Source organism: Collinsella aerofaciens, from assembly GCF_040915545.1.
In the GTDB taxonomy this organism is placed as follows: domain Bacteria; phylum Actinomycetota; class Coriobacteriia; order Coriobacteriales; family Coriobacteriaceae; genus Collinsella; species Collinsella aerofaciens_BE.
Genome location: NZ_JBCPDH010000001.1, coordinates 58,428 through 80,308, shown reverse-complemented (window position 1 = coordinate 80,308; position 21,881 = coordinate 58,428). Strand labels below are relative to the sequence as shown.

19 protein-coding genes are annotated in these 21,881 nt (G+C 59.6%); 9 read left to right on the top strand and 10 right to left on the bottom strand.

What is annotated here, in order from left to right:
- Positions 1-40: 40 nt before the first annotated feature.
- The 4 genes from AB5202_RS00330 to AB5202_RS00315 form a co-directional block, all read right to left on the bottom strand.
- Positions 41-2,554 (bottom strand): excinuclease ABC subunit UvrA, encoded by a 2,514-nt coding sequence (locus AB5202_RS00330; RefSeq protein WP_438265653.1) that lies wholly within the window; start codon positions 2,552-2,554, stop codon positions 41-43.
- Positions 2,547-3,665: a DUF8462 domain-containing protein gene (locus AB5202_RS00325; RefSeq protein ID WP_368143430.1), complete on the bottom strand. Its 1,119-nt coding sequence runs from the start codon at positions 3,663-3,665 to the stop codon at positions 2,547-2,549. Before AB5202_RS00325 ends, AB5202_RS00330 begins: the two co-directional genes overlap by 8 nt.
- Positions 3,666-3,758: 93 nt before the next feature.
- Positions 3,759-5,762 (bottom strand): GTP-binding protein, encoded by a 2,004-nt coding sequence (locus tag AB5202_RS00320; RefSeq protein WP_368143431.1) that lies wholly within the window; start codon positions 5,760-5,762, stop codon positions 3,759-3,761.
- A 300-nt stretch (positions 5,763-6,062) separates the two neighbouring features.
- A complete protein-coding gene (locus tag AB5202_RS00315) occupies positions 6,063-6,551 on the bottom strand; it encodes a GNAT family N-acetyltransferase (RefSeq protein ID WP_368143433.1) in 489 nt (162 codons plus the stop codon).
- A 77-nt stretch (positions 6,552-6,628) separates the two neighbouring features.
- Between AB5202_RS00315 and AB5202_RS00310 the strand changes: the two genes are divergently transcribed.
- Positions 6,629-6,925: a hypothetical protein gene (locus tag AB5202_RS00310; protein ID WP_118081365.1), complete on the top strand. Its 297-nt coding sequence runs from the start codon at positions 6,629-6,631 to the stop codon at positions 6,923-6,925.
- A 48-nt stretch (positions 6,926-6,973) separates the two neighbouring features.
- Here AB5202_RS00310 and AB5202_RS00305 read toward each other — a convergent pair whose 3' ends face one another.
- Positions 6,974-7,678 carry a class I SAM-dependent methyltransferase gene (locus AB5202_RS00305; protein WP_368143434.1) on the bottom strand — a complete coding sequence of 235 codons (705 nt, stop codon included), beginning with the start codon at positions 7,676-7,678 and terminating at the stop codon, positions 6,974-6,976.
- 434 nt (positions 7,679-8,112) lie between these two features.
- On the opposite strand from AB5202_RS00305, the gene AB5202_RS00300 reads away from it, so the two are divergent.
- The gene (locus AB5202_RS00300; RefSeq protein WP_346969447.1) at positions 8,113-8,517 is read left to right on the top strand and encodes a hypothetical protein; all 405 of its coding nucleotides are present in this window, start codon (positions 8,113-8,115) and stop codon (positions 8,515-8,517) included.
- Positions 8,518-8,645: 128 nt separating this feature from the next.
- On the opposite strand, the gene AB5202_RS00295 is transcribed toward AB5202_RS00300, so the two are convergent.
- Positions 8,646-9,461 carry a putative RNA methyltransferase gene (locus AB5202_RS00295; RefSeq protein ID WP_346969448.1) on the bottom strand — a complete coding sequence of 272 codons (816 nt, stop codon included), beginning with the start codon at positions 9,459-9,461 and terminating at the stop codon, positions 8,646-8,648.
- 178 nt (positions 9,462-9,639) lie between these two features.
- On the opposite strand from AB5202_RS00295, the gene AB5202_RS00290 reads away from it, so the two are divergent.
- Positions 9,640-11,022 (top strand): MATE family efflux transporter, encoded by a 1,383-nt coding sequence (locus AB5202_RS00290; RefSeq protein WP_152077417.1) that lies wholly within the window; start codon positions 9,640-9,642, stop codon positions 11,020-11,022.
- A 213-nt stretch (positions 11,023-11,235) separates the two neighbouring features.
- Entirely contained in the window at positions 11,236-11,961 is a 726-nt protein-coding gene (locus AB5202_RS00285; RefSeq protein WP_156597989.1) for a uracil-DNA glycosylase, read from the top strand.
- 53 nt (positions 11,962-12,014) lie between these two features.
- On the opposite strand, the gene AB5202_RS00280 is transcribed toward AB5202_RS00285, so the two are convergent.
- The 3 genes from AB5202_RS00280 to AB5202_RS00270 all read right to left on the bottom strand — a co-directional run bounded on the left by AB5202_RS00280 (position 12,015) and on the right by AB5202_RS00270 (position 15,197).
- Positions 12,015-12,695, bottom strand: coding sequence for an SDR family NAD(P)-dependent oxidoreductase (locus tag AB5202_RS00280; protein ID WP_346969449.1), 681 nt, complete (start codon positions 12,693-12,695; stop codon positions 12,015-12,017).
- Between the two features lie 9 nt (positions 12,696-12,704).
- The gene (locus tag AB5202_RS00275; RefSeq protein ID WP_346969450.1) at positions 12,705-13,427 is read right to left on the bottom strand and encodes a VUT family protein; all 723 of its coding nucleotides are present in this window, start codon (positions 13,425-13,427) and stop codon (positions 12,705-12,707) included.
- 156 nt (positions 13,428-13,583) lie between these two features.
- A complete protein-coding gene (locus tag AB5202_RS00270; RefSeq protein ID WP_346969451.1) occupies positions 13,584-15,197 on the bottom strand; it encodes a peptide chain release factor 3 in 1,614 nt (537 codons plus the stop codon).
- Positions 15,198-15,674: 477 nt separating this feature from the next.
- Between AB5202_RS00270 and AB5202_RS00265 the strand changes: the two genes are divergently transcribed.
- From AB5202_RS00265 to AB5202_RS00250, 4 genes are all read left to right on the top strand, one after another.
- Complete coding sequence (locus tag AB5202_RS00265) at positions 15,675-16,055, top strand: GntR family transcriptional regulator (protein WP_118388727.1); 381 nt, start codon at positions 15,675-15,677, stop codon at positions 16,053-16,055.
- A 23-nt stretch (positions 16,056-16,078) separates the two neighbouring features.
- Entirely contained in the window at positions 16,079-16,960 is an 882-nt protein-coding gene (locus AB5202_RS00260; RefSeq protein WP_346969452.1) for an ABC transporter ATP-binding protein, read from the top strand.
- Complete coding sequence (locus AB5202_RS00255) at positions 16,957-17,658, top strand: ABC-2 transporter permease (RefSeq protein ID WP_368143435.1); 702 nt, start codon at positions 16,957-16,959, stop codon at positions 17,656-17,658. The genes AB5202_RS00260 and AB5202_RS00255 overlap by 4 nt, the downstream gene beginning before the upstream one ends.
- A gap of 68 nt (positions 17,659-17,726) precedes the next feature.
- Positions 17,727-18,602, top strand: coding sequence for an EamA family transporter (locus AB5202_RS00250; protein ID WP_346969455.1), 876 nt, complete (start codon positions 17,727-17,729; stop codon positions 18,600-18,602).
- Between the two features lie 713 nt (positions 18,603-19,315).
- Here AB5202_RS00250 and AB5202_RS00245 read toward each other — a convergent pair.
- Positions 19,316-19,915 (bottom strand): type II toxin-antitoxin system PemK/MazF family toxin, encoded by a 600-nt coding sequence (locus AB5202_RS00245; RefSeq protein ID WP_346978060.1) that lies wholly within the window; start codon positions 19,913-19,915, stop codon positions 19,316-19,318.
- Between the two features lie 690 nt (positions 19,916-20,605).
- Between AB5202_RS00245 and AB5202_RS00240 the strand changes: the two genes are divergently transcribed.
- Positions 20,606-21,850 (top strand): radical SAM/SPASM domain-containing protein, encoded by a 1,245-nt coding sequence (locus AB5202_RS00240; RefSeq protein WP_346969459.1) that lies wholly within the window; start codon positions 20,606-20,608, stop codon positions 21,848-21,850.
- The last annotated feature ends 31 nt before the right edge of the window (positions 21,851-21,881 follow it).

The following is a 21,881-nucleotide window of genomic DNA, read 5'->3' as shown; positions in this document are numbered from 1 at the left end:
AAGTCAATGTGGCAAAGGGGCAGTCCCTTTGTCACATTGCCTATAGGTAGCGACCGGTAATGCTCTTGGAGCAAGCCGCGATGTCGCCCGGCGTGCCGGCGCAGACGATTTGCCCGCCCGCGTCGCCACCGCCCGGGCCCATGTCGATCACGTAATCGGCGTTACGGATAAGGTCGAGATCGTGTTCGATCACGATAACCGTGGCGCCCTTGGCAACGAGGCCGTCGAACACACTCAGCAACACCTGAACATCGAGCGGATGTAGGCCGATCGTGGGCTCGTCAAACACAAACACGGCATCGTCCTGCACGCGGCCCATCTCGCTCGCAAGCTTAAGGCGTTGTGCCTCGCCACCCGAGAGCGCCGGCGTGGGCTCACCGAGCGTGAGATAGCCCAAGCCCAGGTCGTGCAAGGTCTGCAAGCGCGCCTGAACTTTCTTGAGCCCCACCGTAGCGTCGATAGCCTCGTCCACACTCATGTCCATGAGCTGCGGCAACGTCAGCAAGCTCCCGTCCTTACCCTCGCGATGGATATGCGAGGCGGCCTCGGCGTAGCGCGAACCACGGCATGCTGGGCAGATGATCTCGACGTCGGGCAAAAACTGCACGTCGAGCGATATCGAGCCCGTGCCGTCACACGTAGGGCAGCGCAAGGCGCCGGTGTTGTAGCTAAAGGCGCCCGCCTTGTAGCCGGCTGCCTTGGCCTCGGGCGTACGGGCAAAGGCGCGGCGCAGCTCATCATGGATGTCGGCATAAGTCGCTACCGTCGAGCGCACGTTGGCGCCGATGGGCGTAGCGTCAATCAGGTTTGCGCGGGCAATACCCTCGGCATCGACCCAACGCACGTGCCCCGGCAGGCGCTCGCCAGCTGCCTGCGCCTTGAGTGCCGGGATGAGCGTCTCGAGCACCAACGTCGTCTTGCCCGAACCCGAAACACCCGTAACCGCAACCAAGCGACCGCGCGGGATATCGACTTCGAGCGGCTTGACGGTATGGATGGCATCGGTCGCCATGCGGATATGGCCCTGGTCGAACATTTCGTCGTCAGTCACCTGCGGACGCAAGCGCTTGGGCTCGGCGCGCAAAAACGGCGCGATGCGACTGCTCTGCGATTGCTCGACCTCGTCTACCGTACCAGCGGCGATTACATTGCCGCCGCCTGCTCCGGCAACGGGGCCCATCTCAACCAGATAGTCGGCTTCCGCCAGTACGCGCGTATCGTGGTCGACAACAACCACGGTGTTGCCGTCATCCACCAGATCGCGCATCACGCCCACCAGGCCGTCGACATTGGCAGGATGCAGGCCGATCGAAGGCTCGTCCAGCACATAAAGCACGCCCGTCGATCGGTTGCGCACCACGCGAGCAAGCTGTACGCGCTGGCGCTCACCCGTGGAGAGCGTGGCACCGGCGCGATCGAGTGAAAGGTAATCGAGACCCAGGTCGACCAGACGACGGGCCGCGCTCAAAAACGAATCGCAGATATCCGTCGCCATGGGCCGCATCTCGGGCGGCAAGGATGCGGGCACCCCGCGCACCCACTCAATCGCCCCGCCCAGCGTCATGGCCGCCGCTTGCGCCAGATTGATACCGCGCACCTGGGGCTGGCGCGCAGCCTCGGAGAGACGCGTGCCGCCGCAATCGCGGCATGCTCCCTCGCGCAAAAAGCGCGCAACGCGTTTTAAACCCTTATCGTCCTTGACCTTGGCGAGCGCATTCTCGACGGTATAGACGGCGTTGTAATAGGTGAAGTCGAGCGGCGTGGCGCCCTCACCGTTTTTGGGAACGTAGAGAATGTGCTTCTTAACCGCCGGACCATGAAACACGATGTCGCGCTCTTGAGGCGTGAGCTGGTTAAACGGCACGTCGGTGCGTACGCCCATCTCACCTGCCACCTGCTTCATCAGATCCCACATGAGCGTACCCCAGGGAAGCACCGCGCCCTCGTTGATAGTCTTTGACTCGTCGGGCACCAGGCTCGCTTCGTCCACCTCGCGCATGACACCGGTGCCGCCACATGTGGGGCATGCACCGCCGCTATTGAAAGCCAAATCCTCGGCACTCGGCGCGTAGAACTCGCGGCCGCATGTCGGACACGTGAGCGACAGGCCAGCCGCTACGTTAAGGCTCGGCTCCACACGCGCCCCGCAATGCGGGCACACGTGATGGGCACAGCGGCTAAAGAGTAGGCGCAGGCTGTTGTTGAGCTCGGTCATGGTGCCAAAGGTAGAGCGCACGCCCGGCACGCTCGGACGCTGGTGTAGCGCGAGCGCTGCCGGCACGTGCAGCACCTCGTCCACCTGGGCGTGTTCGGCCTGCGTTAGGCGACGTCGAGTATAGGTGCTGAGTGCTTCCAAGTAGCGACGCGAGCCCTCGGCATAAAGAACCCCCAGCGCCAGCGAACTCTTGCCCGAACCCGACACGCCGGCAATGCCCACGAGCTTTCCCAGCGGAATATCGATATCGATGTCTTTAAGGTTATGAACGCGCGCGCCACGCACCTCGATAGCCTGCGGGCTCATCTTCTGTTCCGTCACCTTTATCACCCTACTCATGCCATAAAACTCGATCGCGAACGTACGCGCCCAGCATGGGCACGGTAAACCGGACGAGGCCGTATCCGGCAGCCTCGATGACGCGCTCGCGAATCAGGCTTGCGCGATATTTGCTCGCCCAGCTTTGGGTGCGATCGCAACGCTCAATGATATCCGCCATGCGAGTCGGTTTGCCCTCGTCAGCCGCCATGGCCTCGATAAAGAGGCGCTGCGGACTGCGCAACCCGTAATACAAGGGAGCGTCGACCGCTTCATAGAACTCGGAGACGGCATCGGCGTAGCCAGCCTCGACATCGCGCCTTTCAATGACTCGCGAGTTGCGCCGGACAGCAGACCGCCACATGTAATAGCCCACCAGCTGAACCATATAGGGATGCCCCATGCTTTTGCGTGCCGCAAGGTCCGCCGTCTCCGCGTCAACGTAAAGACCAGCGTCTTTGACCGTCTGGATATACGAATCGCGCACCTTGGGCAAAGATATCGCCCCCAGCGTACGCTGCTGGGCACGCCGCAAAAACGTCACGCTCGGCTCTTCGAGCAGATCGTCAACCATACTGGGTAAGCCGGCAAAAACAAGCGCAAGGCCGCGCTGGTCGCTATCGGACAAGCCCGTGGCATCCTGGTCTCCGAGCACCTGTTGATAGAGAACGGCAAGAGCCGCCAGCTCCTCGATAGACGCAGATTGAGCCTCGTCAATCGCAAACAGTATGCCCTTGCCTGGACCGAGCTTCTTGAGGCGCTCGTTGACCAGCCCTCGCAACGTCTCGCCCTTTGATCGCGCCGCCTCGACCGACATCCGCCCAAACGACGGACCGAACTCCATTGACGTCACAACGGGTTTATTCGAGCGAAGCGCGTCGGCCAAGCGGTCGCATAAGCCAAGCGAAGCGGAATCGGAGACAACCGCCCATCCGCGCTCGCTGGCCAGACGTTGCAGCTCCCGCAGGAGAACTGTCTTGCCGCAGCCGCGGTTTCCCGTAATGAGCATGAGCCTGCCCGGCGCTCCGGCACCGTTATCGAGCCCTTCCGCAAAACCTTCGATGACCGACTCGCGACCGATGAGTATCGGAGGCCGCTTGCCAGCCGTGGGCTTAAAGGGATTTGGATTCATGTCGGTCTCCTCGGATTGGCAAACCCTGGTAATAGTTATACCAACTTATACCGAGTTATACCAATAACATGTGACAAAGAAACTGTCCCTTTGTCACATGTGGCCGAAAAACTCGGCGTCTGCTGCTCGCCAGGGGCGGAAGGTGGCGGGATCGATCTTTACGTGCGCCGCGGCGGGCACGTCGTACCATTTGACCGTGTAACCGGCGCCGTGAGAGCAAAAGACCGAGTCGGGCGTGTTGGGCAGATCGGCCTCGGGCTCATAAGCGGCAGTCTCGATTACGCGCTCGGCATCATGGCAAGCCGCATAGCCGGCAAACTCCAGGTACAGATGTCCGCGACCGCTCGTGTAGGCAGCCACCTCCAGCGCGTAATCCTGCACCTCGGATGCCGGCACGCGACCCATAAGCTTCGCCCGGTCTCCCGCCATCGTCGGCGGCTCGTACTCGGCACCCATGCGCGTGGCATCCGAGAGCGCCCGGCCCACGCACTCCCCCGGCACCTCGAGCTCAAAGCGATACCACGGCTCCAACAGCACCGCCGCGCCGGCCTCACTCGCTTGCATGAGCCCCTGGCGAATCGCGCGGTACGTGGCCTGGCGAAAATCACCGCCCTCGGCGTGCTTGGCATGCGCGCGGCCGCCCGTGAGTGTAATGCGCACATCGGTGATGGGCGAGCCAGTCAGCACGCCCAGGTGGTCGCGCTCCATGGCGTTGGTGAGCGCCAAACGCTGCCAGTTAAGATCGAGCTCGTCGGTCGAGGTCACGGTGCCAAACTGCACGCCCGAACCCGCTGCCAACGGCTCCAGGCGCAGATGCACCTCGGCATAGTGGCGCAGCGGCTCAAAGTGGCCCACGCCCTCGACCGGCTGCGAAATAGTCTCCTTATAGAGAATGCCGCCAGACTCAAACGCAACCGAAAGGCCAAAACGATCGGCCAACACCCGCTGCACGACCTCGAGTTGCACAGCGCCCATCAGCTGCAAATGAATCTGCTCTAGATGCGTATTCCAGCTTACGCCGAGCATGGGATCTTCGTCCGCCAGCTCAGTCAACGCTTTGAACACCGCATGGACATCGTGTTCGCCCGGAAGCACCGTATAGGTGAGGACCGGCGCAATGACGGGCGCATCGCCCGCGGGCTCCGCGCCCAGGGCGTCCCCTGGGCGAACATGCGCAAGACCCGTCACAGCACAAATACCGCCAGCAGCAACTTCTTGGGCAAGCTCATACTTTTCGCCGTTATAGATGCGTACCTGATCGACCTTCTGCTCCCATGCCTCGGCGCCGGAACGTCCGTCAATCATCTGCTTGGCATGCAGCGTGCCGCCGGTCACTTTAACCCAAGCCATGCGCTCGCCGCGATCCCCGCGGCTGACACGATAGACGCGCGCGGCAAACTCCGGAAGCCATGCCTGTTCACGCATCAGCGCGCATATGCCGTCCAGCAGCTCGTCCACGCCTTGGTCCTTGAGCGCCGACCCGGCAAAGCAGGGAAAGAGTTTGCGCTCGGCAACCATGCGCGACAGCGTTGCGACAGAAAGCTCGCCCGCCTCAAGAAACTCCTCGAGCGCTTCTTCGTCTAACGCGGCAGCGTCCTCCTGAACGGCCCCGCCCGCCAGCAGTTCGCTGGCATCCAAGCAGCCCTCGGAGAGACGTTGCCCAAGTTGTGCCAGCAAAACATCGCGGCCGGGATTCTCCAAATCGATTTTATTGATATAGATGAACGTCGGGATGTCATAGCGCGCAAGCAGGCGCCACAGGGTTTCGGTGTGCCCCTGCACGCCGTCGTTGGCGCCCACAACTAAAATCGCGTAGTCCAGCGCGCGCAATGTGCGCTCCGCCTCGGCCGAAAAATCGACATGCCCCGGTGCATCCACGAGCATGACGTGGGTATCGCCATGGTCGAGCACGGCCTGCGACGAGAAGATCGTAATGCCACGCTCACGCTCGATCGCGTTCGTGTCCAGATGCGAATCGCCATCGTCCACGCGGCCGCGCTTGCGAATGCGACCCGCGTTGAACAACATGGCCTCGGCCAGCGTGGTCTTGCCGGCATCGACATGCGCCAAGATTCCAACGACCGCTTGCTTCGACATGGCTCTCCTCTTATTGCAAGCCCATCGCACGCGGCAACGGGCATCCTCGTTCCACACTGGATGATACAATGTACGGGCCGGCGGGCGAAGCGAGCCCTATCCCCCGACCGAGCTCATCGCCCCGCGTTGCCGCGCAGCGATTTTCGTAGGTTCGCGCCTTGCGAAAGCCGGCACCTCCCCTTTTTGTCTGCCTGGGCTCATCTGGGGCGATAACAACGCGAGCCCCACAACAACGCGTTTTACAAAAAATGGCCCCACTCGGGGCCATTTTTGGTAAAACGCTGGTATGTGGCTCGGCCTTTATGCCTCGCGCAGCCAATCAAACGCGACGCGCGGCGTACCGTCCGACACATATACGATACCGGCGCGCTTAAACCCGGCCTTGGCGATGGCTCCCTGCATGGGCAGGTTGTCCTGATGCGTGTCGATGCGCAGGTGATCGGCGCGTTCCTTGGCAAAGGCAAACATCGCAGCCGCGATACCGTGCGCGGTGCCATCGGACGCCACACGGTGCAGCACAGCATACGGGGCGTCGCTGCGCCACTGGCCGCCCTCGATCACATCGTAGGAACTGTCCGGCCCCGGCAGAAAGGCAAACGTCGCCACCACGCGTCCGTCTTCCTCGCACACATAGCTGCCACCGGCGGCGATATCGGCAGCCAGCTGCTCGCCCGAAGGCGTGCCCTCGGGCCACTGCGTCGTGTTGCCATGTGCGCGCATAAAGGCACGGGCCGCGTCATAGATGGCCATGACGGCGGGAATGTCGGTATCGAGGGTTTTTCTGATCATCACGCGGCGACCTCACGTTTATTGGTATCACTTTGATTGAGCAATGATACCAACGTTTGGAGAAGGGCGCGAAGCAGATGGGAAGCAAAAAGCGAGCCGCCTGGTCAAAGGCCAAAAGCGAGTTTTTGAGCGCTGCTACCGGCGGCGATATGAGCGACCTGTTTGCACGCGAGGACGAGCGCCGCGACGCCCTGGACGCCGAGCGCGATGAAGCCTGGCGCTACAAATCGTGCGAGCGCAAAAACCGTTACGACACGCGCGCCGAGGCCGAGGCAGTTATGGCCGACTGCGAAAACCGCGGACGCCGCGGGCTGGCCTGCTACAAATGCGAATACTGCGGCGGCTGGCACTTGACGTCGCACCCTTGGAAATAGGCGCCGCATCGGCACGGCATTGACGGAGCGCCAGCCATCGCACGCAAGCTACGGGCGCGGCGGCACCAACACATCGTAGCGAACGGCCTTGCCCGCAAGTTGATAGCTCGGCTTAACGCAGGCAAGCAGCGGCCCCTTCACCGGCCGCTTGATAACGACCTTGCGCGGGCGCGCCGCAAGCGCAGCTTCGACCAGCGTCTCCTCATCGGCGCACGGCTGCTCCAGATGGTGCAAGAGTTGGAACTTCTTTTTCACCGCCGCGCTCTTGGTGCGCTCGGGAAACATGGGGTCCAGATACACCACGTCGGGAGCCGCGAGCTCGCCCTGCCCGATCAGCTCAGCTGTATGGCGAAGACCGGCGATGCTGTCCTCGCCCGCGTGCAAGCGCATGCGGGTCACGGCGGTCGCAAGCTCCGGATCACCCGCCGCGCGATCCAAGGCATCCTTGAGGAGCGCCGCGATCACGCAATCCTGCTCATACAGATCGACGGTAAAGCCTGCGGCTGCCAACAGCAGCGAATCCTCGCCAAAGCCCGCCGTGGCATCAATCGCCCATGGGCGCTCGATGCCTTTTGCACGCGCAGCCTTTACCAGCAGCTCTTGCTGTAGGCGGCCCTGCTTGAGCCGCGGAAGCATGCGGGCAAAATCGGCACGCAGCTCCATCGTGCCGTCGGTGAGCGTGAGGCCCTCGGGCTTCCCGGTCAGCTCAAGCCCCACGGCCCGAGCAACAGAAAAGGGATCGACGACGCCCATGGACACTCCTTAACAAGCAAAACGGATACGTGAGCGCCGTTTATGCCAGCACCCACCCGTCGCTATTGTCCCACATGCGACATGGTCCACAGCATCCCAATGCAAAGCACCGCCATCAATCCCGTGCACACGGTAGCAATCACGGAATCACTCATGCGCCTTCCCAACGTTCGCGGCTCACGCACTTGCTTGGCTCCGTACATCATGGCTCCTCCTTCGGTCCAGCTCTTACCATGGCTCCATCATCGCAGCGCCGCACATGAGCTGCCATCGATTTGGCTTACAGCTGGCTTTCTTTTTTGAAAGATTGCCCTGCACAGGCGAGAAGCGCTTTCCAACACACACGCCGTCACAGTGAACTACAATGTGTTTCACGATATGTGCAGCATATGGGACGCGCCAGCCTGGCAGCGCCCGCATCGAAAGGACTACCCATGAGCTTCGCTCGCAAGACACTCAAAATCCTTGCCCTCATCTACTTCATTCGGGGCATCTCCGACCTCGTCATCGCCGGCGTCGGCATTGCCACGAACAACCTCGATTATTCCACATTCGGCCCAAACGCCATGCTCGCCGCGGTCGTGATTATCGCTAAGGGCCTCGTCGACCTTGCCGCGGGCATTGCGGGCATCAAGGGTGCCAACAAGCCTTCGCAAGTAGACGGCGCGTTTAAGCTCGGTATTGTTGCCGCGGTCGCCACGCTGGCCCAGGCGGTGCTCACGCTTCCCGCGTTTGGCGGCAACGCCATCAACTATGGCGCCTTTGTCATCGTGGTCTACGACCTGTTCTTTGTTCAGCAGGCACGCGCCGTTAAGGTCGAGAACAAGGACCGCCTGTAAACGCCCACTTCTCACAACCCCTGCTATCAAGCAGCAAAAAAGGGCTGATCGCGTAGCAACGCGGTCGGCCCTTTACGTTTGCCCAGATAAAACCTACCAAAATAAACCTGTCCCTTTTTGGCAGGTTGCTAGCAGCGGCGGTACTCGGCGATGATAAAGTCGATGTCGGTCTGAAGGGCGTCCAAATGTGCCAGACGCTCTTTGTCGGCAGGGCGCGTGCGGTAGTAGTACGGCGTCATCTGGAACACCGCCTCGATGTCGGCCTGGGTCTGGAGCGTAATGTTCGCAAACACCCGCCGCGTTCCGACCAACTCGAGTTCGGTGGTCTGCGGCAACTTCTCGTCATTAAGATATGGCGTGTCGTAGAGCACCTCCTTGAGCCCAAACAGATGACGGGCGCCCGGCACCACGGTGTAGAGTGAGCCCTCGGGCGCCAGCACGCGGGCAAACTCGCGCTCGTTAAAGGGAGCGAAGAGCTCGGTCACCATATCGAAGGCGCCATCGGCCACGGGGATGTCCTTCATGTTGGCCACGAAGTAGGTCGCATCGCCGCGCTTGGCGGCCAGGCGCACCATCTCCTTGCCCAAGTCGAACCCGTAGGCATCCACGCCCGGCACCGCGCCCATGGCGCTCGTGTAGTAGCCCTCGCCACAGCAAATGTCGAGCAAGGTCATGGGGTCGTTCGCAGACGCGGCGTGCCCAGACACGCGCAGGCGCACGAACTCGACCATCGCATCGCGCAACGGCGCATAGTAACCGCGGTTCAGAAAGTCACGACGGCTGCGCGCCTGCGACTTGGGATCTCTCATAGAGTCTCCGCTCTTGGACGAGCGCAGTAGATACAGATAGCCCTCGCGCGCGCGGTCAAACCGGTGTCCGCCCGCGCATACAGCACCGCGTTCGTCGTCCACCAACGGCTCATGGCAAACGGGACACAACAACATGGCAACTCCTTAGCGCGAACAACACAACGCCCACCATTGTCGCACGCCTTCCCCACCTAGTCATTGGGGACGTTCTTGAATGACTAGTCGTTTAAGAACGTCCCCAATGACTAGGCGATTAGGAGTATCATCGTCTGCGCAAATGAGCACGAAAGAGCATGTTAGAGATTGAGAGCGTATGGCTGACACCGCATCTAAGCACATTGACATGACCACCGGCTCGCTGTGGCGCAATATTCCCCTGTTCGCCTTCCCCGTGGCCGCCACGAGCATCTTGGAGCAGCTGTCGAACCTCATCGCCACGGTCATCATCGGTAACTTCTCGGGCGACCAGGGAACCCTCGCCATGGCGGCGGTCGGCTCCAATGTTCCGCTTACCAGTCTTATGCTCAACCTGTTTATCGGCATGTCACTTGGCTCCAACGTGGTCATCGCCAACGCTATCGGGCGCAACGATCAGAACATGGTCAAACGCGCCGTCCATACCTCGATTTTAATGGCGCTCGTGGGCTTTGTCGTCATCGCACTGGGCGAGATCTTTGCCGAGCCCATGCTCGCCGCGCTCAACGTTCCCGCCGAAACCATGCCGCTCGCTTCGCTCTACCTGCGTGTCTTTTTGCTCAGCATGCCCTCGATCTTGCTCTACAACTTTGAGGCCGCGATCTTCCGCTCCGTCGGCATCACCCGCATGCCGCTGCAGGCGCTTGCCGTGTCCACCGTCCTCAACATTGGCCTGGACCTCATCTTTGTCCCCGTACTCCACTGGGGCGTCGCGGGCGTCGCCATCGCCACCGCCATCGCCTACACCGTCAGCGCCGCTACGCTCTTCATCCGCCTGCTCAAAACCAACTCCGTCGTCCGTGTCACCCCGCGCGACTTAGGCTTAGACCCCGTCGCCCTCAAGCGCATCGTCAAGATCGGCCTGCCCGCCGGCATCCAAAGCGCCGTCTTTGCCGTCGCCAACATTATCATCCAGTCTGCCATCAACAGCCTGGGCACCGAAGTCATGGCGGCATCGAGCGCCGCCATGAGCCTGGAGTACGTATGCTACAACCTGCTCAATAGCTTTAGCCAGGCCTGCACCACCTTTGTGGGACAAAACCACGGTGCCCGCCAGATCGACCGGTGCACCAAAACGCTCAAGGTCTGCCTGACCGAAGGCGGCATCGTTGCACTCACCACGATTGTCGTTATTGTCGGCCTGGGGCGCGAGATCTTGTCGCTGTTCAACAGCGATCCCAACATCGTCTCGATCGGTTATATCCGCGTGTGCTCGATCTTCCCTGCCTACGCCTTTAGCATGTTCTACGAAAACATGTCCGGCTACCTGCGCGGCTTTGGTATCTCGCTCATGCCCGCCCTCATCACCATGATCTGCGTCTGCGGCATTCGCTTCTATTGGGTGTTCTGCGTATTCCCGCACTTCCGCACCTTTGCGAACATCATGATGGTCTATCCCATCAGCCTGGGCACCACGGCATTCTTTATGGTCGTGGCGGTGCTACTCTGCCACCCGGCACGCACCTATCGCACTGCCCAAACCAAAGCGACAGCCCGCTAAACACCGCACTCAACGCCCCGCCAGTCATTAATGGACAATATGCGAGCTCATATAGTCGATAAAGCGCCTCGTGGCGATAGGCATGGTCTCTCGGCGGCGCCAGGCCGCCACCACGTCGCGCGAGGGGGCATGCACAACGGGACGTACGCGAATATCGGCCGACGAAAGTTTTTACAATAGATGCAAACAGAGCATCTGACGTAAAGGAGCCCCATGGACGCCGCGACCCGCGACCGCAACATAGCAACTTGGTTGGGCGATGCGCCACAGCCGGTACGTGACACTACGAACCAGCTGCTCGAGCGCATCGCCCTTTTGCGTGCCGAGCAAACCATCTACCCGGCACAAGACGACATCCTCAATGCCCTCGCCTACACGCCGGCCGACCAGGTCAAGGTTGTCATCTTGGGTCAAGACCCCTATCACGGGCCCAACCAGGCCATGGGGCTGTCGTTCTCGGTCCCCGCGACGCAAACCAAGTTGCCGCCGAGCCTGCGCAACATCTACAAGGAACTCAATGCCGATCTGGGTTGCCCCATTCCCGCCACAGGAGATCTAACGCCATGGGCACAACAGGGCGTTCTGCTCCTCAACACCACGCTCACCGTGCGCGAGCATGCCGCCAACTCGCACGCCAAACTAGGCTGGTGCACGCTCACCGACTACGTTATCGAACGCTGCTGCCAGCTGCCCCAGTCGGTCGTCTTTTTGGCATGGGGTCGCTTTGCCCAGCAGATGGTCGAAGGTAAGCTCGCCGCGATCGGCGCGGGCAAGGCAACCGACAAGTTCTGTCTGGCCTCCACGCACCCCTCGCCGCTTTCGGCCAACCGTGCCACGGCAGAACTCCCCGCCTTTATGGGGTCGCGTCCCTTCTCGGCAGCCAATCGTCTACTCGAACAGCACGGCTCGACCCCCGTCAACTGGACTTGCCTCGGCTAAAATCGATACATCAAAAACGCGCCCGACGGCAATCTTGCCATCGGGCGCGTTTTCTACTCGGGCCAGATAAACTGGGTGCGGCCGGCCTCGCCGCCATCGATCAGCAGGCTCTGCCCGGTCATGAACCGGTTGATCACGCCCACAAAGTAGATCCACTCGGCGATCTCTTGGGCGGTAGCCCAACGTTTAAGCGGCGTGAGCCCCATAATCTGGTTCCACAGGTGCTCGTCTTCCATCACGCAACGGTTGAGCGGCGTGATAACGCCGCCCGGGTCCACACTGTTGGCGATGGCCTGCGGTGCCAAGCGGTTTGCAAGGTTCTTGGTGTAGGCGATAACGCCGCCCTTGCTGGCGGCATAGGCGGGAAACTCCGATCCCGTATGCCCGCTCGCCGACCCCACATTGACCACGGATTTGATAGCCGGCGCCGGCTTGGCGGCAAGCCCCTCCCCCACAAAGGCGTAGCGCTCGGTCACGTTGATGGTGCCACACAGGTTGGCAGCAATATCATCGGACGAATCTTGTGTACCGGCAACGTTCACAATCACCTGGGGCTCAAGGTCGCCTGGAAACGCGTCCAGCTCGCGGACATCGACGATCAGATGGCGGTAGCGCTCATGTTCGACCGCCGCCGGCAGCAGGTCAAAGCCCACGACCTCGTGGCCCTCGTCCAAAAAGCGCCGCACGCATGCGGCTCCGATACCGCCCGAAGCACCCGTGATCAAAACCCGCATACTTGCTCCTTAGGCGGTTGCGTGGCGCTCGAGGTACTCGGCGCCCACGTTCTCGCGCTCCCAGCTGCGCACGACCTTGTAGCCCACGGGGCTCAGGAAGACCTCGCACAGCAGCTCGGCAATAGCGCCGGTCAGCGAGCACATAAGGACCTGTACCCACGTCCAACCAAAGAACGTGTGGCTCACCACGATGGCAAAGACCAGGTTGTCGATGAACTGGCCAACGCCCGTGGACACATAGGAGCGGAAGGCAAAGCTCGCAAAATTATTCTTTTTGACCATACGGCCGAGCGACTGATTGAGCGTGGAGTTAACCACGGCAGAGATGAGCATGGCAAGCGACGAGCCAAGCACCACGTACCAGGTGCCACCGATGGTGGCGTTAAGGGCAGTGTTGACCTCGATCATGCCGGTGTCGTAGTAGGCGCCCCACATGCCGGGCGTGAGCGAGCATGCCCAGAAGCACAGGCTCACGGCCAGGTTGACCAGCAGCGCGAGGATAGAGATTTTGATGGATGCCCTGGCGCCAAAGCGCTTGCAGATCATGTCCTGGCACAAAAACGAAACCCAGCTCACCACAAAGCCACAGTCGAGCGCCAGATACGGCAGGCTGATCAGCTCTTTGTTGGCCAGCAGGTTCATCATGATGACGCTCACGAAAAACAGCGAAACCGTTGCCGCGGGAATGCTCCGCAACAGGACCTTGTAGTCCTCCATGACCTTCTTGATCATTATGTACTCCTTTGGTTTTAGGTTTAACGAGCAGGATATCGGACCCGAACTGCTCGGACGCCCCGGTCTTGAGACGACGGTGGGTATGATAGCCGCTCACACGGCATCAGGCAAGCAAGCGGCGCGGCAGCCCCACAGGGCCACCGCGCCGATGCGTTAAAAGGCTACGTTGCCAAACTCCGACAGGATAAGGTTGGGGTTGTGATCGGTTGCCCAATCCACGTTCCACGGACTCGTGAACAGCAGCAGCTTACCGCCGCGCATGTCCTCGACGCGCAGCGTGTCGCGCGTGAGCGAAAGGCCCGGGATATCGATGGTGTCGGGGTCGTTCTGGATCCAGCGGATGTCCGTATAGGGCAGTGGCTGGCGACGAACCTCAACACGGTACTCGGCCTTAAGGCGGCGCTCGAGCACCTCAAACTGCAGCACGCCGACCACGCCCACAATGACGCTCTCCATGCCGGCACCCAGCTCGCGGAAGATCTGGATGGCACCCTCCTGGGCAAGCTCCTCCATACCCTTGACGAACTGCTTGCGCTTGAGCGTATCGACCTGCGTAATGCGAGCGAACATCTCGGGGGCAAACGTCGGGATCTGCGGATACTGCACGTGGCGCTTCCCGGAGCACACGGTGTCGCCGATGCTAAAGATGCCCGGATCGAACAGGCCCACGATATCGCCCGCATACGCCTCGTCCACGATGGCGCGGTCATCGGCCATCATCGACGTGCCCGTGGCAAGCTTAAGCTTGCGGTTGCCCTGCACGTGGAAGGCATCCATGCCGCGCTCGAACTTGCCCGAGCAAATGCGCACAAAGGCGATGCGGTCGCGGTGGTTCTTGTCCATGTTGGCCTGAATCTTAAACACAAAGCCGCTAAAGTCGTCGCGGCAGGGATCGACCGGCTCGCTGGTGAGCGTATCGGTATAGGCGCGCGGCGTCGGGGCCAGACGCAGGAACTCCTTGAGGAAGGGCTCCACGCCAAAGTTGGTGAGTGCCGAGCCAAAGAACGCCGGGCTCAGCTTGCCGCAGGCCACGGCATCCAAGTCGAGCTCGTCACCGGCGCCATCGAGCAGCTCGATGTCGTCCATCAGGTTCTTATGGTTCTCCTCGCCGATGAGCTCGTCCATGGAAGGATCGCCCAGCTCGGCCTCGACCTCGGCGACCTTCTTGGTGGCGTTGGCGTGGCCGTCGCCCTCAAAGGCAATGACGCGACGGGTCTGACGATCGAACACGCCGCGGAAGTTGCGGCCGCTGCCGATCGGCCAGTTCATGGGATACGTATTGATACCCAGGACATTCTCGATCTCTTCCATGAGCTCAAACGGATCGCGAGCATCGTGGTCGAGCTTGTTCACAAAGGTGAAGATGGGAATGTGGCGCAGCGTACAGACCTTAAAGAGCTTTTTGGTCTGGGCCTCGACGCCCTTGGCACCGTCGATGACCATGACCGCAGCATCGGCGGCCATAAGGGTACGGTAGGTATCCTCCGAGAAGTCCTGGTGGCCGGGGGTATCGAGGATATTGACGCAGGCGCCGTTATAGGTGAACTGCAGCACCGAGGAGGTGACGGAGATACCGCGCTCCTTCTCGATGTCCATCCAGTCCGAGACGGCATGCTTGGCCGAGCTCTTGCCCTTGACCGAGCCGGCAGTCTGGATGCTGCCGGTATAGAGCAGCAGTTTCTCGGTCAGTGTGGTCTTACCGGCGTCCGGGTGGCTGATGATCGCGAATGTGCGGCGCGACGAGATTTCATCCGACAGGCTTGCCATGCGGATCCTTTCTTGCATTGAGTGCATTACGTCGATGTAACCGTATTATTGTAGCCGCGAAACCTCGCCATAGGGCGCCTATCAGGACAAATTCATCAGTTGGGGCTCGGACGGTGGAATGTCAGCGGTGTTCCGCGACGGTTTTTCTCAATCTGTAACACCTAGAAGGGTTTTTGACCTCCAGATGTTACAGATTGAGATGAACGCACAGGGCGGTCAGCCAATATCTTGATCTGTAACAGTTAGCCAGCAAAAACAGGTCTAGATGTTACAGATCAAGACAAATGAATGGACAGGCAAATAACGTCTCAATCTGTAACAGTTAGTCATCCAAAACGGGTCTTAGTGTTACAGATTGAGATGAATGAGTAGAGGGACGGACAGCCCCGTAATTACCTCTTGCATAACTGTGCATAGTGTGTATATACTGTGCTTACCGGTTATATACACGTGTAGCCCATCAGCTAAGGAGCCGCTGTGGACATCATCCTATCCAATTCGAGCGACAAGCCCATCTACGAGCAGATAACCTCGCAGGTCAAAGCTCAGATCCTTTCGGGCACGCTTGCTGCGGGAGCCAAACTCCCCAGCATCCGTGCACTCGCGAGCGATCTTGGCGTGAGTGTCATCACCACCAAGCGCGCCTACGCCGACCTGGAGCAACTCGGCTTTATCTGCACTGTGCAGGGCAAGGGCTGTTTTGTCGCCGAGGGCAACCAAGAACTCTTGCGCGAAAATCAGCTCTGCCATATCGAAGAGCTGCTCGCACAGGCAGCAACGCAAGCCGAAGCCGTGGGCGTCACGCGCGATAAACTGCACGAGATGCTCGACCTGGTAGCCCCCGAAACCATGCAGTAACCATCTGCAAGAAAGGCTATGCCATGCAAAACTTGCTAGAACTCAAAAGCATCTCACGCCGCGTGAGCGACCGCTTTTCGCTACGTGGCGTCACGTTGGCCGTGGAGCCCGGCCAAATTGTTGGCTTTGTGGGCGCAAACGGCGCCGGCAAGACGACGACCATTCGCGCCACGCTTGGGCTTATAAAGCTCGATGCCGGCGAGGTGCACCTGTTTGGGCAGCGCTGTGGCACCGACGCGCCCGATGAGTCGCAACGCCACCTGCGCTCTCGCATCGGCCTCGTGCTGGACACATGCCCCTTCCCCTCCACGCTCAAGGTCGTCCAGATCGAGGCGCTCGTAGGCCCGGCGTACCCCACGTGGGACCGCGAAACGTTCGCCGGATTCATCAACCGATTTGGCCTCGATCCCAAGACAAAGGTCAAGGACCTCTCCCGCGGCATGGGTATGAAGCTGCAGCTCGCCTGCGCGCTCAGCCACCATGCCAAGCTGCTCGTTTTGGATGAAGCCACCGCGGGCCTCGATCCCATGGCACGCGAGGAACTGCTCGATGAGCTGCTCGCCTTTGTCGCCGACGGCCAGCGCAGCGTGCTGCTCTCGAGCCACATTACGTCTGATCTCGATCGTGCTGCCGACCGCGTCATCTGCATCGATAACGGCTCGATTGTGTTTGACCTGCCACGCGAGGACATTACCGACCGCGCCGGCATCGCCCACTGCACCCAGGCACAGGCCGCCGAGCTCATGGCGTGCGTCGAAGGCACCCGCGCCGCCCGCCACGCCTACAGCGTGGACGTGCTCGTGCCCAACCACCGCGAAGTGCTCGAGGCCTTCCCCGAGATTCCCTGCGATCGGGCAACCATTGATGACTATCTGCGCTTCATGCTGAAAGGGGCTTTGAAATGAAACGCGCCATTATGTCCGAGCTTGCCATCGTTCGCACGCTCGTCCCGAGCATCGCAGGTGTCGGTCTGTTCATCTTCGTCGTGCTGACCGCCGTCAGGGCATCGAATGGTGATTCCGACATGAGCGCCGCCGGCGCCTTCGCGATCAGTGCCATGTCGCCTATCATGGCCATGACGTCGCTGGCCGGGCTCGACAACCAAAACGGATGGGAGCGCTATCGGGCAACGCTGCCCATCTCACGCAAAGACATCGTCAGCGCACGCTACCTGTGCATCACTATTTTCTCGGTCATCATGGCGTGCGCGGCCGTGCTGTTGAGTATCGTCGCCATCCCGATCTTAAACAGCGTGGGTATCCCCTCCACGGGAGGGACCGTCTTTGAGACCGCAATCGCCTCGGCAATATCGATGCTTTTCTCCCTCATGGCGGTGTTTTTGGTACTGCCTCTGTTCTTTCGATTTGAACACATGAAGGCGCAACGCCTATCCGTTGGTCTGTACGCCCTTTACATGTGCCTTATCATGGTCACGCTAAACTCATTCAACCCCATCAGCAACCAGCTCATGTCGATTGCAGGGACGAATCCCGATTCTGCCGTCCTCGCTTGCCTGTGTGGTGCCGTCGCGCTGGCAACGGTCGTCCTTGGCGTTGTCAGCTGTGCCATCAGCACCAAGGTTTACCGGGCACGCGACCTATAGGCAAGCGCGGTATCATCGGACATGCGCCATAGATCTGGCGTGATCTTTTTTGAGGAGGCACCGCACCCGTGTCGTGGGTCGTCGCAGCATTTGCGTCAGCATTCTTTGCCGGCATCACATCCATCTTGGCCAAATGCGGCATCAAGCAGACCGACTCCGATGTCGCGACGGCCATTCGCACCTGCGTGGTGCTCGTTTTCGCCTGGGCAATGGCGGGTATTTCTGGATCCATTGGAACCATTGGCAGCATCGAACCCAGATCCTGGCTCTTTCTCGTCTTCTCGGGACTCGCTACCGGAGCTTCGTGGATCTGTTACTTTAAGGCGCTGAGCATCGGAGACGTCAATAAGGTCGTACCGGTTGACAAGATGAGCACCGCGCTCGCCGCGCTGATCGCCATCGTGCTTTTTGGCGAGACGAGCAACCTTGCGGTTAAGCTCGTGGGAACTGCCGTCATCACCCTCGGCACGTTTTTAATGATCGAGAAGAAGCAGTCTGCCGGACCCGAGCAGCAGCAAGACCGGACCTGGCTCGCTTACGCCCTCGGCGCCGCCGTGTTCGCGGCGCTCACGTCCATCCTCGCCAAGGTTGGCATCGAAGGCGTCGAGTCCAACCTGGCCACGGCAATCCGTACCTGCGTGGTACTGGTTATGGCATGGGCAATCGTGGCAGCTAAAGGCAAGATGGGCCAAGCCGTGCACGTAGACCGCTACGAACTCGTATTTCTCACGGCATCGGGCATCGCGACCGGAGCATCGTGGCTACTCTATTACTATGCCATCGCCGCAGGCCAGGTGAGCGTCGTGGTGCAGGTCGACAAACTATCGATTGTCGTATCGGTACTATTTGCGCGCCTGACATTCAACGAAAAGGTCTCGCGGCGCAGCGCCATCGGTCTCGCCCTCATCGTCTTGGGCACTGCGGCGCTCGCGGTTTGGAAGTAGCGCTGACACCGTGCGAGGCCCAGTCCACCCGGGAATCCGTGACATATGGCATGCCCCGGCCCGCACGCAGTGTCTTACAATAGAGCTGTCACGGGCCTTAGACCAATCTCGATCATCCAAGGGGATGTCTTTTTGGTCATTGTTCTTTAGGGAACGGTCAATCGCATACAAATTGGAAACGTCCGTCCAACGGCCGTGGTTTGTTACGCCGTTCCACCCCCGCCATCTGTCATATCTGCACCTGATTGGAAAGAACAATGCAATCCCAGAAATCTCAATCGGGACCACCCATCTGCTGCCCATCCTCGCCCCTTTAATTTCCCCCATCTTGAGCAGACGCCTCACTCCGCCCGGAGTCCCTTCAAGCGAACTCGGCGACCTGCGTTGGCGTCATGAGGTAGGGATAGGGTTCGAGCGCCGCCAAGTACAGCCCGTCCAGATCTGCGTCGGCCAGGACGGGCATGTTCGGATCTGCCACGATTCCTTCGCTCGACATTTCCCTTCCAATCTTGGAGGGCCGCGCACCCTTAAAGGCACGCGATCCCAGTCTCATCCCCGCAGCCTCACACGGCAACGGTGCTGCTGCCGGGCTTGCACGCTTGCGGTCCGCCACACGCTTCGCCACGGCCCCGATACCGCGTAATCTCGACCCGCGCGGTCTCCGCAGTAGACACAAAGGGAGTCATCGCGGCTCCCGGGTCTCGGGCGTCGAGCTAGTAGCCCGCGTCGCGAAACCGCCGCGCACAGACGTCACACAAGGGGACGACGTTTCTCCGTGGGACAAGCCCCGGGCTTACCGCGATAGCCGCATCGACCCTTGCCATCTCACGCTCGCCTGCAATGCCGAGACGCACCCCGAGACGTGCCATGTCGAGCGTTCCTACCTGCTCGAGCATCACCGTCGACGTCCGTCTCAACCCTACGACCGCAGGAAGGAGAACGTGCGTCGGCATCCACCTTCCCACTCGCTTCGTGAGAGGCCGTACTTTATCGCCCTTTCGAAGCACCCCTCCCTCCGCAATTTCCCTTATCGGGAGCAGGGCCACATCGTGCATGAGAAGCCGCCTCATCTGAACTGGGGAGAGTGTTGCGACCGCGTAAGCCAGCGCCTTCGATTCGTATCGCCTCGCCAGCATCTCCTCAGGGTTCGACGAAGGGTCCGCCAACACCTGGGGGAGCATAGCGTCCAAACTGAGAGTGTGGCGTGCCTCCCGACGCTCGATACGCCACCATTCGCGCTGGAGGTCGTCTAGGGCTTCCGCCACGGCGCGCCCGACCGCGACCACGACGTGACCTCCACCCGAGATCCTCATCTCGACACATAGTCCACCATCCGACGAGAGCGCGCAATTCGTCCTGTATAGGCGCATGGTGTCCCCCTCCGCCGCAAGAGGGAAACGAAAAAGCCCCTCTTGCCACTACGGACAAAAGAGGCCCTTTAGGGGAAGGCGTTGAGACCGCTGCGACTCGCTTAATCTCGCTGTTCTGGCTCTCGCTCCAACAGCTATCGCTCTTCGATATGTTTGAGTTGCTGTATCATTTTGCAACTTCCAAGACGTGCAGGAGGCCCGAAAAACCCTGTCAAACAACGTTCTTGGTGCTTTTCCGCATCTTCACCAGCCTGATAATGACACCGAATCCAGCCATCTCGATAATCGAGATTCCAAATAGGTCTTCTTACCTGCGAAAATCGAAAACGAAGCACCCCTCTTCTCAAGCACTATCAAGAGAATTTATGAGCTGCGGTGCAGAAACTCGCCCTCCTGAATCATAGGAGCCTGCACCCGTATCGTCGCTTTACGTTATTCGCTGATTGGGATTTGGCTGACAACAACTGTGGCCACTCATTCGATTCACAATTGGCATATCTTATTTGCGCAATAGAATATGTGTGTCAATGCAGCCTCATGGACCCTTATGGCCCAACCGGAACAATCAAACTCAGCTGTATTGGCTTCCATCTGCGGGACGACCATTGGGGACTTAACCTGAGAGGATTGAGGATGAAGTTCCATAAAAACGTGACCATGTTCGATTTTGCTGGTATTCCGATAGTTGCGAATTATGACAACGGTATTATTATCGGACTGACTGCCGCCGGTGCAGAAATATGTCGAAAGTTGCTCGTGGAAGACCTAGACCGGTCCGAAATTTCACTCGTAGATCAAAGTCTGTTCGACCAGCTAAGTAATAGTTGTTTTTTTGAGGGTCCACGGCATCCACCCGCATTGAAAACGGTGTATTTTCATGTCACGAGCCGCTGCGATTTAACATGTCAGGGATGTTATTCGTACAAGGAGGGGAGAAATTCCTGCGAAGACCCCTCCCTGGAATGCATCAAGAAAGCGTTGGATGAAATAAGTAGTCGCGGAATAAGTCAACTTGTCATCTCTGGAGGGGAGCCGTTCCTTCGTGATGACTTGCCAGATATCGTCGCATATGCAAAGGAGGTTTGCGGAATCCCGTCTCTGGCCATTCTCTCGAACGGGCTGCACATCGATCAAAGCTCCCTTCATCGCCTCTCAGGTCATTCTCCCTGCATTTCTATTTCATTTGATGGATACTCCGCAGAATCGCAAGCTCACATTCGTGGTACACAAAACTTTTCTAAGCTCGTTGACTCGATTAAACAAATAAAGAGCGCCGGGATTCAAGGACATATCATCGCCACAATTCACGCCCTGAACATCGAAGATGTTCTTCAGTACGTGACCCTTTCAAAAAGACTTGGAGTTACGATCAATTTCAGCCTGATATCGTTCACCTCTTCCGATCCTCATACGGCTGGCCTCATTCCCTCTCCGAGCCAACTTTACTCGCTGGGGGACGCATTGTTCCACCTTGGAAGCGATTCGATGGCCGGCCCTCATGGACAAACGCGCCTCAACATTTCTGCAAAACGTTATTGTGGCGCTGCGAAAAACACGCTCAGTATTGATTCCGACGGAACGGTTTACCCGTGCCATATGCTTCATGAGGAAAAGTACGCAATGGGCAATGTGTTTATCGATAGTCTGGCCAATGCTCTCGATTCGGATGTCGCGAGACTATTTCAGCAGCTTGATGCATCTCGATTTGAGACATGCTCCACTTGTAAATACTGCGAAATATGTGGCGGTGGATGCAGGGCGCGATCTTTATGCTCATCGCCCACTCTTGCTGCGCCCGATCCATACTGCCCACTAATGATTCGTTTCTTTGAATTGCTCGAGGACGAAACGTCACGCGCCTTCTGTGCTGTCGAATAAGTTGCTGGGGGTGCGTATCGTCTTTTGTTGT